The sequence below is a fragment of the Synechococcus sp. CS-205 genome (genome assembly GCF_025128255.1).
Lineage (GTDB): Bacteria > Cyanobacteriota > Cyanobacteriia > PCC-6307 > Cyanobiaceae > Regnicoccus_A.
Genome location: NZ_JAHLZB010000046.1, coordinates 1 through 11,597, shown reverse-complemented (window position 1 = coordinate 11,597; position 11,597 = coordinate 1). Strand labels below are relative to the sequence as shown.

At 64.6% G+C, this 11,597-nt stretch carries 15 protein-coding genes and 1 pseudogene; 4 read left to right on the top strand and 12 right to left on the bottom strand.

The genetic code is table 11. From position 1 onward, the window contains the following. From KQ297_RS11315 to KQ297_RS11300, 4 genes and pseudogenes are all read right to left on the bottom strand, one after another. Nucleotides 1-237, bottom strand: a pseudogene (locus KQ297_RS11315) (hypothetical protein); the annotation flags it as partial. After that, the gene (locus KQ297_RS11310; protein ID WP_259739508.1) at nt 234-1,115 is read right to left on the bottom strand and encodes a sulfite exporter TauE/SafE family protein; all 882 of its coding nucleotides are present in this window, start codon (nt 1,113-1,115) and stop codon (nt 234-236) included. The pseudogene KQ297_RS11315 and the gene KQ297_RS11310, both read right to left, overlap by 4 nt. After that, the gene (locus KQ297_RS11305) at nt 1,112-1,666 is read right to left on the bottom strand and encodes a rhodanese-like domain-containing protein (RefSeq protein WP_259739507.1); all 555 of its coding nucleotides are present in this window, start codon (nt 1,664-1,666) and stop codon (nt 1,112-1,114) included. The genes KQ297_RS11310 and KQ297_RS11305 overlap by 4 nt, the downstream gene beginning before the upstream one ends. 61 nt (nt 1,667-1,727) lie before the next feature. Further along, nucleotides 1,728-2,849, bottom strand: a complete 1,122-nt coding sequence (locus KQ297_RS11300) for an MBL fold metallo-hydrolase (RefSeq protein ID WP_259739506.1) — start codon at nt 2,847-2,849, stop codon at nt 1,728-1,730. Nucleotides 2,850-2,988: 139 nt separating this feature from the next. On the opposite strand from KQ297_RS11300, the gene KQ297_RS11295 reads away from it, so the two are divergent. Further along, on the top strand, nt 2,989-3,342 hold the full coding sequence (locus KQ297_RS11295; protein ID WP_259739505.1) for a helix-turn-helix transcriptional regulator: 354 nt from the start codon (nt 2,989-2,991) through the stop codon (nt 3,340-3,342). Here KQ297_RS11295 and KQ297_RS11290 read toward each other — a convergent pair whose 3' ends face one another. Next, on the bottom strand, nt 3,343-4,638 hold the full coding sequence (locus KQ297_RS11290; RefSeq protein WP_259739504.1) for an FAD/NAD(P)-binding oxidoreductase: 1,296 nt from the start codon (nt 4,636-4,638) through the stop codon (nt 3,343-3,345). 88 nt (nt 4,639-4,726) lie between these two features. Here KQ297_RS11290 and KQ297_RS11285 point away from each other — a divergent pair, with 88 nt between their 5' ends. Then, complete coding sequence (locus tag KQ297_RS11285) at nt 4,727-5,686, top strand: ion channel (RefSeq protein WP_259739503.1); 960 nt, start codon at nt 4,727-4,729, stop codon at nt 5,684-5,686. Nucleotides 5,687-5,758: 72 nt separating this feature from the next. Here KQ297_RS11285 and petC read toward each other — a convergent pair whose 3' ends face one another. The 4 genes from petC to psbA form a co-directional block, all read right to left on the bottom strand. Then, a complete protein-coding gene (gene petC, locus KQ297_RS11280) occupies nt 5,759-6,307 on the bottom strand; it encodes a cytochrome b6-f complex iron-sulfur subunit (protein ID WP_259739502.1) in 549 nt (182 codons plus the stop codon). 70 nt (nt 6,308-6,377) lie between these two features. After that, a complete protein-coding gene (locus KQ297_RS11275) occupies nt 6,378-7,037 on the bottom strand; it encodes a DUF3365 domain-containing protein (RefSeq protein ID WP_259739501.1) in 660 nt (219 codons plus the stop codon). 4 nt (nt 7,038-7,041) lie between these two features. After that, entirely contained in the window at nt 7,042-7,512 is a 471-nt protein-coding gene (locus KQ297_RS11270) for a DUF4079 domain-containing protein (protein WP_259739500.1), read from the bottom strand. Nucleotides 7,513-7,692: 180 nt separating this feature from the next. Then, nucleotides 7,693-8,772, bottom strand: coding sequence for a photosystem II q(b) protein (gene psbA / locus KQ297_RS11265; protein ID WP_259739499.1), 1,080 nt, complete (start codon nt 8,770-8,772; stop codon nt 7,693-7,695). A gap of 243 nt (nt 8,773-9,015) precedes the next feature. Between psbA and KQ297_RS11260 the strand changes: the two genes are divergently transcribed. Then, nucleotides 9,016-9,450 carry a DUF3122 domain-containing protein gene (locus KQ297_RS11260; RefSeq protein WP_259739498.1) on the top strand — a complete coding sequence of 145 codons (435 nt, stop codon included), beginning with the start codon at nt 9,016-9,018 and terminating at the stop codon, nt 9,448-9,450. Here KQ297_RS11260 and KQ297_RS11255 read toward each other — a convergent pair. The 3 genes from KQ297_RS11255 to KQ297_RS11245 form a co-directional block, all read right to left on the bottom strand. Beyond that, nucleotides 9,369-9,743 (bottom strand): DUF5615 family PIN-like protein, encoded by a 375-nt coding sequence (locus KQ297_RS11255; protein WP_259739509.1) that lies wholly within the window; start codon nt 9,741-9,743, stop codon nt 9,369-9,371. The genes KQ297_RS11260 and KQ297_RS11255 overlap by 82 nt on opposite strands. 24 nt (nt 9,744-9,767) lie before the next feature. Next, complete coding sequence (locus KQ297_RS11250; protein WP_259739497.1) at nt 9,768-9,959, bottom strand: DUF433 domain-containing protein; 192 nt, start codon at nt 9,957-9,959, stop codon at nt 9,768-9,770. A gap of 72 nt (nt 9,960-10,031) precedes the next feature. Next, the gene (locus KQ297_RS11245) at nt 10,032-10,631 is read right to left on the bottom strand and encodes an RAD52 family DNA repair protein (protein WP_259739496.1); all 600 of its coding nucleotides are present in this window, start codon (nt 10,629-10,631) and stop codon (nt 10,032-10,034) included. A 150-nt stretch (nt 10,632-10,781) separates the two neighbouring features. Between KQ297_RS11245 and KQ297_RS11240 the strand changes: the two genes are divergently transcribed. Next, entirely contained in the window at nt 10,782-11,540 is a 759-nt protein-coding gene (locus tag KQ297_RS11240) for a sigma 54-interacting transcriptional regulator (RefSeq protein ID WP_311134000.1), read from the top strand. The last annotated feature ends 57 nt before the right edge of the window (nt 11,541-11,597 follow it).

The following is an 11,597-nucleotide window of genomic DNA, read 5'->3' as shown; positions in this document are numbered from 1 at the left end:
GTCGGCCTCCACCTGCTGCAGCGGGATGGCCTTCTCCCTGGCATTGGCCACCAGATAAAAGTGCTGGCAGAGCAGCAACGAGATCAGGTAGATCCGGAACCCCGGCATGGTGAGGCTGAGCTGCTGGGGTTCCCAGGCGCCGGAGTCGCCCAGGAACTCCACCACAAGATCCTGAGTGGCCCGATCTGGAGCGGGGTGGCTGCTGCGCAGCCTGAACTGGAAGTTGCGTTCACTCATGGTGCGATGGAAACGGCTGAGGACGAGGAGAGGGGAGAGGCTGACCAGGACGGAGACTGCACGCTCGGGCGGCTGGCGGCAGCCCTGGAAACGGCGGGCGGGTGGTCATGGCGTCGCCAGGCCTCGAATCCGGTGAGCAGCGCCGAGCCGATCAACAGGGCCGAGAAACCTTGGCGCAGCCGCATCTCCGGCAGGTGAGGCGCGAGCCGCTGGCCGACCACCGCCCCCAGGAAGCCACCGCTCACCAGAGGAAGCAGGAGCGGCAGCTGGGCCGTGGGCCAGTGGCCCAGAGCGGCAAGAGCCACCATGGAATTGGTGGCGATCAGCAGCAGGCTCGTGCCGCTGGCGAGCTGCATCGGCAGGCCCGCCAGAAGAACGAGGGCCGGCACGATGGCAAAACCGCCGCCCACCCCGGCGATGCCGGTGAGCAGGCCCACCAGCACGCCCTGGCTGGCCAGCGCCATGGGCATGCCGGCTGGGCGTCCGTCCCTGGGGGGATGCTTCAGTGCACCCCGGCGATTGAGCAGCCAGGACGCAAGCAAAGCCGCTGCCGTGAAGATTCCCAGCTGCATCGCCTCCGGGATCAGACCGGCCTTCACCAGCGATCCGCCGATCCAGCTGCCGGCGAGGGCCGGCAAGCCCAGCACCAGGGCGGGTTGGATCGCGACCTGCCGGCGGCGGATGTAGGGACCGACATTGCCGAGGGCCAGCAGGGTGACGACCAGCAGCGACAGCGGAACTGCGGCCTTGATGGGCAAGCCCGCACCGCTCACCAGCAGGGGCAACAGCAGGATCGAACCGCCGGCACCGAGCACGGCGAGCAGAAAGCCGATCAAGGCGCCACCCGCCACGAGCAGCGCCATGGTCGCCGTGATCATGTCCGTTCTGATCCCATCGCCACCTGGTTCCAGGGCATGGCGGCCAGCAGGCGGGCCATGCCGCAGAAGCCGCTGATGCCCGCGAAGGTGAGGCCAGCCCCCACTAAGCCACTCAGCCAGATCCAGCCTGGCGCCACCGTCTGGCTCAGGATCACCCCCAGCAGCACCAGGCTGCCGGCCGCAATCTGCACCTGACGCATCAGGGGAAGGGGTGCCCCCTTGAGCTTGCGCACGAAAAAACCGGCCTGCTGCCAGGCGGGCAGACCACCCATCAGGTCGGCCACCGGGTGGGGGTGGCCCTGCTGAAGAAGTTGGCTCAAGGCCTTGGCACTGCGGTTACCGCTCTGGCAGACCAGCACCAAGGGTCCGCGGGGCAGATCGGCCTGGGTGATGCGCGCCAGCGGAATGTTGAGGCTGCCGCTGATGTGGCCGGAGGCGTACTCCATCGGTTCGCGCACATCAATCACGGTGACGCCTTTGGCGGCCAGCTGGTCGGCCAGGTCGTGGGCGCTGATACGGGTGGGGGCAGACGTCGAGGCGGTGGTTGTCATGGTTAGGGGGGTGAAGATCTGAGGAAGTGCGGCAGGGGCTAGACGATCGGAACTGGAAACCTCAGGCCTGGCTGGCACCATCGAGTGGGTAGCCCTCAGCAGCCCAGCGGCTCAGGCCGCCGTGGAGGTTGGCGACCTGCTGGCGGCCGGCCTTGAGCAGCTGCTGGGTGGCCAGGGCTGAACGGCTACCGGAATGGCAGACCACCACCAGCGGCCGGTCGACGGGAATCTCGCTGGCGCGGCTTTCCAGCTCCGGCAGGGGGATCAACAGGCTGCCGGCCACCCGGCCGTCCGGTCCGTTGAATTCCTCGGCGGAGCGCACATCGAGCACGGTGAAGTCGCTTTGATGGGCGACCACCCAGGCGGGGGTGAGTTCAGGTAGGCCGGCATAGCTGCGGGTGAGGGGCGCCCAAGCGGGCGCGGCAGCGGCCTCGCGGGGCTTGCCGGAGCGCATGTTCCCGGGCAGGGCCTCGGCGATCTTGTGGGGATGGGGGAGCTTCATGTTCTCCATGTGACCCACGAAATCCCGCTCGCTGGCGTCGCCGCCTAGGCGGGCGTTGAAGGCCTTCTCCTCGGCCACGGATGTGACGCTACGTCCGGTGTAGTCGTGGCCGGGATAGAGCAGGCAGCGCTCGGGCAGGGAGAGGATCTGCTCGTTGATCGAGGTCCAGAGGGTGTGGGCATTGCCCTGCTGGAAGTCGCAGCGGCCGCACCCGCGAACCAGCAGGGCATCGCCGGTGAAGGCCATGCTGTGGTCGTCGAGCACGAAGCTGATGCAGCCGTCGGTGTGACCTGGGGTGGCGCGGACCTCGACAAAGCGAGCGCCAAAATTGGTGCGATCCCCATGGGCCAGGGGAAGGGTGACGTTCTCGGCTCGAGCGGCGGCGGCCAGGCCGATGGCACAGCCGGTGGCCTCGTGCATCAGCCAGCTGCCGGTCACATGGTCGGCATGAGCGTGGGTGTCGATCGAGGCGACCAGATCGATGCCCAATTCGCGTACCAAGGAGAGATCGCGGCCGTGCTGCTCGAAGACTGAATCGATGATCACCCCCTTGCGGCTGGGCACGTCGGCCAGCAGGTAAGTGAAGGTGCCGGTGTCGCCGTCGAAGAGCTGGCGGAAGAGCAGGGAGCCACCACCGGCGGCGGCCGAGAGGGACAAGGCGGGAGCGGGAGCGACGGCCATGGGTGATCGATCACCAACTTTTATGAGTATAGCCGCATTATGCGCATTAAGGCGATCTCGGTTGTCGGGGTCGCTGCGCGCCTCAGGTCCACGCCTTGCGCACTTCGTGCATAATGCGTGTATCGACATAAGCTCGTCCATGCGCCGGACCCCGCCACAGCCCCAGTCCCTGCCCAGTCCCCAGCTCCTCGATGAACTCAGTGGCTTCTTCCGGCTGCTGAGCGAGCCCGCCCGCCTGCAGTTGCTCTGTCAGATCAAGCATGGAGGCGCCATGGATGTGGCCTCCTTGATCGAGGCCACCGGGTTCAGTCAGTCCCACATCAGCCGCCAGCTGGGCCAGCTGCAGCGGGAGGGTCTGGTGAGCTGTGAGAGGGATGGCACACGGCTGATCTATGCGGTGGCCGACCCCCTGGTGGAGGACCTCTGCAACCTGGTGCAACGTCGGCTCAAGCAGCGGTTGGAGCAGCAGCTCAGCCAACTGCAGGCGGTGTGATCACGGCTGCTTGAAAGCCAGCCCCAACGCACGCACCAGCGGCTTGAACGGCTTCATGAAGCGGCTTTCATGCAGGCGGCCCTTCAGCACCCGGTGCCAGTAGACCCATGGGAACACCCGTGTTTCCACCAACCACATGCTCCAGCGCTCCTGGGTGGGATCCACCAGAAAGGAACTGACCGGCTGCAGGTTGTAGTCGAACTCCGCCATCACCACGCTGTGGAAGCTGGTGATCAGCGGGCAGGCTGTGTAGCCGTCGTAGCGCGCCAGTAGGGGCCGTCCATGGAGCTGAGCCAGCAGGTTGGCCACCAGCACCGGCGCCTGACCACGGATGGCGGCCAGGCTTTTGGCGGTGGGCAGGGAGCTCACATCGCCGAGGGCGAACACATCGGCAAAGCGCTTGTGCTGGCAGGTGTCCTTGTTCACCTCCACCCAGCCGCCCGGTCCCTCGATCGCCAGGGGGCTTTGGGCTACCACGTCCGGCGCCGCCATCGGCGGCACCACATGCAGCAGGTCGAAGCAGATCTCCTCCCGAAAGGGATCCCGGCTTTCCTGCCGCACTTCGAAGACCGCCACCTGCTCCTCGGGGCGCACCTCGATCAGGTTGTGGAGCAAGCGTGTTTCGATCCCCCGCCGCGCCACGACGCGCTCGATTGTGGCGTTGTAAGCCTTGACCGGGTAGAGCTGCGCAAGAGCGGTGCAGAAGATCACGCGCGTGTTCACCCCCACGCCGCTGGTGGCCTGGAAAATATCATCGGCCAGGTACATCACCTTCTGGGGGGCGCCGCCGCATTTGATCGGCGTGGCGGGATGACAGAAGACAGCGGTTCCCCCCTGGAAGCTGCGGATCGTCTCCCAAGTGGCGGCGATGTGGGCGTAGGAATAGTTGCTGACGATGCCATGGTGGCCGAGGCCCTCAGGGAGGCCTTTGATGGCGCTCCAATTGAGCTGGAGGCCCATGGCCACTACGAGCACGTCGTAACTGAGCGTTTCCCCTGCTTCCGTGATCACTCGCTGGGCCTGCGGCTCGAAGGTGCCTGCGCTGCCGTGGATCCAGGTGGCACCCGCCGGGATCACAGCGGACTCAGGGCGGTGGGTTGCTTCGTAGGGGAGCAGGCCGGCGCCGGCCAGGATCCAGCCCGACTGGTACTCGTGAACGGCAGCGGGCTCCAGGATTGCCACATCCAGGCCGGGACTGGCTCTGAGCAATTGGCTGGCGACGGTGATCCCACCGGAACCACCGCCCACGATCAGAACCTGGTGGTGGCGTTGGCCGCCGCCTTTGAGGGGAGTCATGGGCGGGAAACAGCTTCAACGCAACTTTAATGCGGCTAATCGCATAAAGAGGTTAAAATTATGACGTGTATCAATAGGGATACCTGCCATGGCCATGCGAGCGCAGGGACAGGCCCAAGGAGAGCCTTCAAGGGCCGGCCAGGAGCGACTTGAAAAGCACGGCGGCATCTTTTCGGCCGTGAATCCGGCGAACTGGATCCGGCACTGGCGGTACCCCAATCACCTTTTGCTGGCCGTTCCCTGGCCAGTTTTCTTCGGCTTGGTTGCCACCGGCTACCTGCTCCTCAACCTGCTGTTCGCCGGTCTTTATGTTCTCGATCCCCAGGGAATCGCCAGGGTGGATGGACCCACCACCAGCTTTGCTGAGGCCTTTTTCTTCAGCGTCCACACCTTGGGCTCGATCGGCTATGGGGCACTGTTTCCGACAAGTCTCTACAGCAATCTGCTCGTCACTGCTGAGTCCTTGCTGGGGTTGTTTATTACCGCGTTGGTCACCGGGCTGGTCTTCAGCCGTTTTTCCCGCTCGACGGCGCGGATCCTGTTCTCTCAAGAGGCCACGGTCCACACTTACAACGGCCTGCCCACGCTGATGTTCCGGTTGGCCAATGAGCGCCGCAAGGCCATCATCGAGGCCCAGTTACGGGCCTATTTGGCCATCGATGAGCGCTCCGCAGAAGGCCAGCGGATGCGTCGCCTGCTGCCGCTCAACCTGTTGCGCGATCACTCGCCGCTGTTCCTGTTGACCTGGACGGCGATGCATCAGATAGATCCGCAAAGTCCTTTGCTGGGTGCAACAGCCAACTCACTGCGAGCAGCCAATGCCGAGATCGTGATTTCATTTTCCGGTATCGACGAAATCCTGGAGAGGCCGATCCATGCGCATCATCACTATCCGCTCGCCCAGGTTCACTTCGACCATCGTTTCGTCGACATGATGATCGCCGATGACGACATGCCACCACAGCTTGAGTTTGCCAACTTCAATCAGATCGAGCCTTGTTTAAACAGCATGATTCAGCCTACAAAGCCGGCTGCTACCAGCGCCTAACGGCCCGCTCACCTGTAGCCCCTTGTCTGAACCATTAGGGGGCTGGCGAGCAGCTAGTTCAGAACCTTCGGTTCAACTCCACCAAGGCTGCTGCCCGGTGCGGGGATCGGTTTCGCTCCAAGTGCTGAGCTGCACCCGTTCGCCCTGCACGGCCACATGGGCCAGGGCCAGGGGCAGCGGGGCGGGACCTCGGACCACGGCCCCCTCCGGGTCGTACTGGCTGCCGTGGCAGGGGCAGATGAACTTGTTTTCGCCGCTGTTCCAGGGGACCACGCAACCCAGATGGGTGCAGATGGCATTGAGGCCGATGACACCGATGGCGCCCTCCCCTTCCACGATCAGATAGGTGGGATCGCCCTTGAGACCCTGCACCAGGCTGCGGTCGCCTTCCGGGTGGCTGGCCAGCCAGCCGCTGGCCGCAATCGGATTACCGAGTTCGTCCAGGGCAAGGGCACCACCCGATGAGCCAGCCTCCCGGGGAGGGATGAAGTAGCGCACCACCGGGTAGAGGGCGCCGAGCGCCACCCCGGTGACGGCACCGAAGGTGAGCAGGTTCATGAACTGGCGACGTCCCAGGCTGGGGAGCTCGTCACTGGACGGTGGTGCGGGAATGAGGGTCATGGCTCCGGAACGTCTGATCCTTTTATGACGAGATACGCATACTGTATGTCAATTTTTGCGTTGTCGTGGCTCAGCCTGCGGCGGCGGCGAGAGCCGCCTGAACCTCCGGCAGATGCACGGCATACATGCCGCGCAGCTCACCAACGGCCAGGTCGAACGCCTTGTCGTCGGGGTAGTTGTCTTTGATGAACGCCGGCCGACTGGCCTTGGTGCCGTGGCAGGCCAGGCAGCTCGGCTCGACGTTGATGCGGCGGTAGTAGTTCAGGCCGGCGCCCTGTTCCGCCACGGCCGGCTCCCAGAGCCCGTTGATCTCAGGGTGTCGGCTGAACAGATCGATCACCTGACGCTCTTGATCATTGGCGGGGGCATGGTCGGGGTTGCGGTACTTGCTGGCCACCTGGCGCACCTGCCAGCCGTTCTCCTTACCGATGGCGATGGCCCGCATGCCCACGGGCTTGCACACCTCCTTCATCGTTTCGATGGTGGGTTCCTCGGTGCGACCTTCCAGGGTGGAGGCCAGGGAGATGCGCATCTGATCGAGCTGCTCCATCGCCACAACGGCCTTAGCGAGTGCTGCCGCACCCCCTGGCGGGGAAACCATCGGCGGCGAGGCCTCTGCTGCCAGGGCGGTACCCGGCCGGGCCGTCAACAGCCCAACGCCGACCAGCATCAGGAGCAGGGTGGAGAGGGCCAGCTTTGCCAGCCGCTTGAGCGGAGTGGTGAACGCCATCGGATCAGGTGCCAAGGGACGTTGGTGCTGTCGCTGAACTCAGCAGCTTCTGGACGATGGCGATGCCCGTGAAGGCCTGCCAGCCGAACAGCATCAGCACTCCCCCGTTGATGGCCACGTGCAAGCCCCGGGCCCAGTCCTTGCCCTTCTGGAGGGAAGGGCCCAGGGAGGACGTGGCGATCACGAGCACGGCAACGGCCAGACCGACGAACAGGTGGGGGCCGAGGATCAACTTGCCGTTCTTGAGGAAGGTGGCCGCCATCCCACCGACGGCGCCCAGCAGGGTGAGGCCCAGGATCACCGCACCGAATTGGGCGTGGCGCTGGCCGTAGTGCAGGGGAACCATCGCCTTGCGTTCCTCGGCGCTCACCTTGCGGATCAAGCTGGCCTTGTAGCCGAGGTAGCCCGAGTAGAGCATCAGGCCCAGCAGCACCCACATCAGCAGCGGGTGGACGAAGTTCAGAGCGAAGGGCATGGGGCCGAGGCAATGGAAGGGATCCGGGAAGGCGGCATCAACTCAAGCCTGGGCACGTGGCCCAGCGGTGCAGGGGGAGGGAATCAGGAGATTGAAAGGGCCCGGATCACTCCAGGCCCCAGGTTGGCTGCTCAGTCCATGGAGCGAAGCAGGATCGACTGGGCGGGATTCAAAGTCCCACTAACCGATCGCTGGCGCACTGAGCGCCACAGGGGTCATCTCCACAGCCGCCAGATCGAGGGGGAAGTTGTGCACGTTGCGCTCGTGCATCGCCTCGATGCCGAGGCCGCCGCGGTTGAGCACATCGGCCCAGGTGTTGATCACCCGGCCCTGGTGATCCATCACCGAATGGTTGAAGTTGAGGCCGTTGAGATTGAACGAGAAGCTCGCCACCGCTAAGGCCGCGAACCAGATGCCGATCACCGGCCAAGCGGCCAGAAAAAAGTGGAGGCTGCGGCTGTTGTTGAAGGAGGCGTACTGGAAGATCAGACGACCGAAGTAGCCGTGGGCGGCCACGATGTTGTAGGTCTCCTCCTCCTGGCCAAACTTGTAGCCCCGGTTCTGGGATTCGGTTTCGGTGGTCTCCCGCACCAGGGAACTGGTGACGAGCGAGCCGTGCATGGCGGAGAACAGGGCGCCGCCGAAAACGCCCACCACTCCGAGCATGTGGAAGGGGTGCATCAGCACGTTGTGCTCGGCCTGCAGCACCAGCATGAAGTTGAAGGTGCCGGAGATGCCGAGTGGCATGCCATCGGAGAAGGAGCCCTGGCCGATCGAATACACCAGCAGCACGGCAGTGGCGGCGGCTACGGGAGCGGAGTAGGCAACTGCTATCCAGGGGCGCATGCCGAGTCGGTAGCTCAGCTCCCATTCACGCCCCATCCAGCAGAAGATGCCGATCAGGAAATGAAAGATGATCAGTTGGTATGGGCCCCCGTTGTAGAGCCACTCATCGAGGCTGGAGGCGGCCCAGATCGGGTAGAAGTGCAGGCCGATGGCGTTGGAGCTGGGCACCACCGCGGCCGTAATGATGTTGTTGCCGTAGAGCAGGCCCCCGGAGACTGGTTCGCGGATGCCGTCGATGTCGACGGGCGGGGAGCCCACGAAGGCGATCACAAAGCAGACGGTGGCCGCAAGCAGGGTGGGAATCATCAGCACGCCAAACCAGCCCACGTAGAGGCGGTTTTCGGTGCTGGTGACCCAGTCCTTGAAGGACTCCCAGGGGTTGCCCCAGGAACGCTTGAGGATGGTTGTCGTCATGGCGAGGAATGAGGACGGGACTGGGGAGAGCTGCGAAGGCGAGGGCGGGCCATCGTGGTGGTCGACCAGCCGAGCGCCCACTCTTCCCAATAAAACAGTAGCGTTGAAACCTTTTATGACGCGAGAGGCGTTATGAGCATTTCTTCTCAAAGTGATGGTGCGGGTTGCCGCCCAGCTGCTCACCGGTTGCATCGACCCAGCTGGCGACCCGTCTTCGCCGCTGTTCTGCTTGCACTGAGCCTGATGGTGCTGCCGCTCCAGGCCCAGGCAGCAGTCGATCCACAGCGCTGGACCCTCACGGATTCCTCGGGTCATTCCTGGGGCCTGACCCTGTTCGAGCAGCCTGATCCCGCCTACCCAGCCGGCTGGCGCCTGCGTCTGACGGCCCGCTCACCAGGACAGGTGGTGGATCACCAAAGGCCGCTGCTCCTGAGCGATGGCCTTGGCGGTGCCTGGAACCTGCCGAACCGCAGTGAGGAACTGGTGCGACAGGGGGAAGAGGTGATCCCCGAGGCCTCGGCCCAGTTCGACGCCCATGCCCTGGATCCCAGGCCCACCGAAGTGCTGCCGCTGCAACTGGAGGTGCCGACCGACAATCAAGAGGGCACGACCTTGGTCATGCTGCAACCTGAAGTGGTGCAGGCGCTCCATGAGCTGTCACCGAGCCTGGCGACCTGACTGCCTTGGGCTTCCGGGCTGTCAAGCGACAGCACCAGGTGCCCAATCGCTTCGGGCAGCCCGTTCAGGCAACGCACCTGCACCACGCTTGGTCCATTGGTGCCGCTGAGGGCAAGCATCGTGCCGAAATCCAGGTCGTGGGTGAAAACGGCATAGCCGTTGGCAGTGGCCCACTGCATCAAGGCCGAATCTGGCGCCATCGGATCGCCCACCTCGGACCAGAGCACCGCCTCATGGCCGGCGGCCCGCAACAGGGGCCTCCATTCGGTCGAGAGGCTGTTGCGTTGAAACAGCCATGTCGACCAGCAGCCTGACCTTCAGCTCAGGACCAGTGCCTCTTCCCGTTCTTCCAGGCGCCAGGCGGCATAGGCCAGCGCCTCATCAATGTCGGCAGGTTCCAGTTGCGGATAGGCCTGCAGGATCCGCTCGCGGCTGCTGCCACTGGCGAGCTGCCCAACGACCGTGCCAACCGTGATGCGGAGCCTGCGGATGCAGGGTTTGCCGCCCATCACGACGGGAACGTGGCCGATCCGGGGAAACGCCCTAGGCCAAGCGTAGGCAGAGGCAGCCGATTCGCTGTCTCAGGTGAAGGCCTCGGCAGCCCGACTGGGCTGGTGCTGCGCCAGAAACGCCTCAATCCAGTCATGGTGCCGCTTCTGCACGATCCGATCGGCGATCGTCGCGGCCTCCTCAGGGATGAAGAAGCGCTTGCGGAAGCCCTGGGTGAGGGCCTCCAGCAACGGACAGGGCAACTGGCGAATGGTGCTGTGAAGTGCACGGATTGCGGCCGCATCGAGGGGGAGTAACCCTGGATCCTGCTGGCGGGCAGAGCCTGCATCCATGCCTTTCGGCTCAGCATTGGCTGCCGCAGTTGATTGCCTATGGGATGCAGGCCGGCTCAGCTGGGGCTGGCCTGTTGGGCGCTCATGCGGAGACGCGGAACTCGTGACCTCTCGCTGCTGCTTGTCATAGAGCGCCAGACCAAAGGGATTGCCAAAAGTCATCAGCGCCCTTTTCATCGCATCGGTCTCGGCTTCCTTGATGGCGGACTCATGGGCCTGGCCCAGGTCGGCGTCGATGCCGTGGCCGGCGCCGGTGCCTTCTCGAACCAGAAGAGTCAGGTCACCGGCAGTGACAGTGACGCGCACCCGGGCGATATTGGTGACGCAACGGGTGGCCAAGGTCTGACGCTGCCCGCCAGTCAAGGCCGACGCTTGCAGCAGCAGCGCTTCGGTCTGCGTTCACGCCATGTCCTTTGCGCATTGGACGTGGCAGCGTGTAAGGGGCCATCATCGGTAACGCTGGTGCTACAGGATTTATCCGATCACCTGTTGACGCTGGCCCCTTACCTGCTGGGGCGGGTGCGCCGGGGTGTGGTGGGTAGCAGTCGCTATGCCAAGCGCCTGCGCGAGCAGATTCGCCAGGCTGCTGCTGACTCCGCCGGGCGCGCCGTGTTGATCAGCGGCGAGCCGGGGCTGGAGAAGGACAACCTCGCGGCCCTGATTCATTTCGGCTCTGCCGCGCGCCGGCAGTGGCTGGTGCGCCTCGATGGGGCCACGCTGCGGGCGGATGGCGCCAACCTGTTTGGCCAGTCAGGCAGTGATGGCGACGGGTCTTTGCTGGAGTGCCTCGGAGATGGTGCGCTGCTGATCGACAAGCTCGACCAGGTGCAGCCGTCCCTGCAGCTGAGCTTGCTGGAGCTGGCTCGCACAGGGCAGTGGAGCTGTGCGGGGGAGGGCAGCAGACCGCGCCATTTCGGCGGCAGGGTGTTTTTCACCGCCGAGGCTGCCCTGCCTGCTTTTGATCAGGTCTGCGATCTGATTCGGGTGCCGCCTTTGCGGGTGCGGCGCCAGGACCTGGGCGAATGGTTGCGCTATGGGCTGCGCCAGCAGGCCCGTAGCGCCGGTTGGGAGGTGCTGCCGCAGGTCAGTGATGCGGTGGTGAGGCGACTCCAGAACTACGACTTTCCCAACAACTTGCGCGAGCTGGATGGCTTGATCGCTCGGGCCCCCCACTGTCAGGAAAGAAGTCCGCTCGGTCTGACCCATCCACCAGGGGGCCTTACCGACGACCATGAAACCGATCTATGACCAGGCCGTGCGGGCAGAGATCCGCAAGCGCATGAGTCCGCCCAACCGGGAGACCGT

Bases quoted from the DNA above. Each gene is read 5' to 3' on its own strand.
- KQ297_RS11300 (WP_259739506.1), bottom strand. From the start codon at position 2,849: ATGGCCGTCGCTCCCGCTCCCGCCTTGTCCCTCTCGGCCGCCGCCGGT.
- KQ297_RS11295 (WP_259739505.1), top strand. From the start codon at position 2,989: ATGCGCCGGACCCCGCCACAGCCCCAGTCCCTGCCCAGTCCCCAGCTC.
- KQ297_RS11260 (WP_259739498.1), top strand. From the start codon at position 9,016: ATGGTGCTGCCGCTCCAGGCCCAGGCAGCAGTCGATCCACAGCGCTGG.
- psbA (WP_259739499.1), bottom strand. From the start codon at position 8,772: ATGACGACAACCATCCTCAAGCGTTCCTGGGGCAACCCCTGGGAGTCC.
- KQ297_RS11290 (WP_259739504.1), bottom strand. From the start codon at position 4,638: ATGACTCCCCTCAAAGGCGGCGGCCAACGCCACCACCAGGTTCTGATC.
- petC (WP_259739502.1), bottom strand. From the start codon at position 6,307: ATGACCCTCATTCCCGCACCACCGTCCAGTGACGAGCTCCCCAGCCTG.
- KQ297_RS11285 (WP_259739503.1), top strand. From the start codon at position 4,727: ATGGCCATGCGAGCGCAGGGACAGGCCCAAGGAGAGCCTTCAAGGGCC.
- KQ297_RS11305 (WP_259739507.1), bottom strand. From the start codon at position 1,666: ATGACAACCACCGCCTCGACGTCTGCCCCCACCCGTATCAGCGCCCAC.
- KQ297_RS11250 (WP_259739497.1), bottom strand. From the start codon at position 9,959: ATGGGCGGCAAACCCTGCATCCGCAGGCTCCGCATCACGGTTGGCACG.
- KQ297_RS11310 (WP_259739508.1), bottom strand. From the start codon at position 1,115: ATGATCACGGCGACCATGGCGCTGCTCGTGGCGGGTGGCGCCTTGATC.
- KQ297_RS11275 (WP_259739501.1), bottom strand. From the start codon at position 7,037: ATGGCGTTCACCACTCCGCTCAAGCGGCTGGCAAAGCTGGCCCTCTCC.
- KQ297_RS11270 (WP_259739500.1), bottom strand. From the start codon at position 7,512: ATGCCCTTCGCTCTGAACTTCGTCCACCCGCTGCTGATGTGGGTGCTG.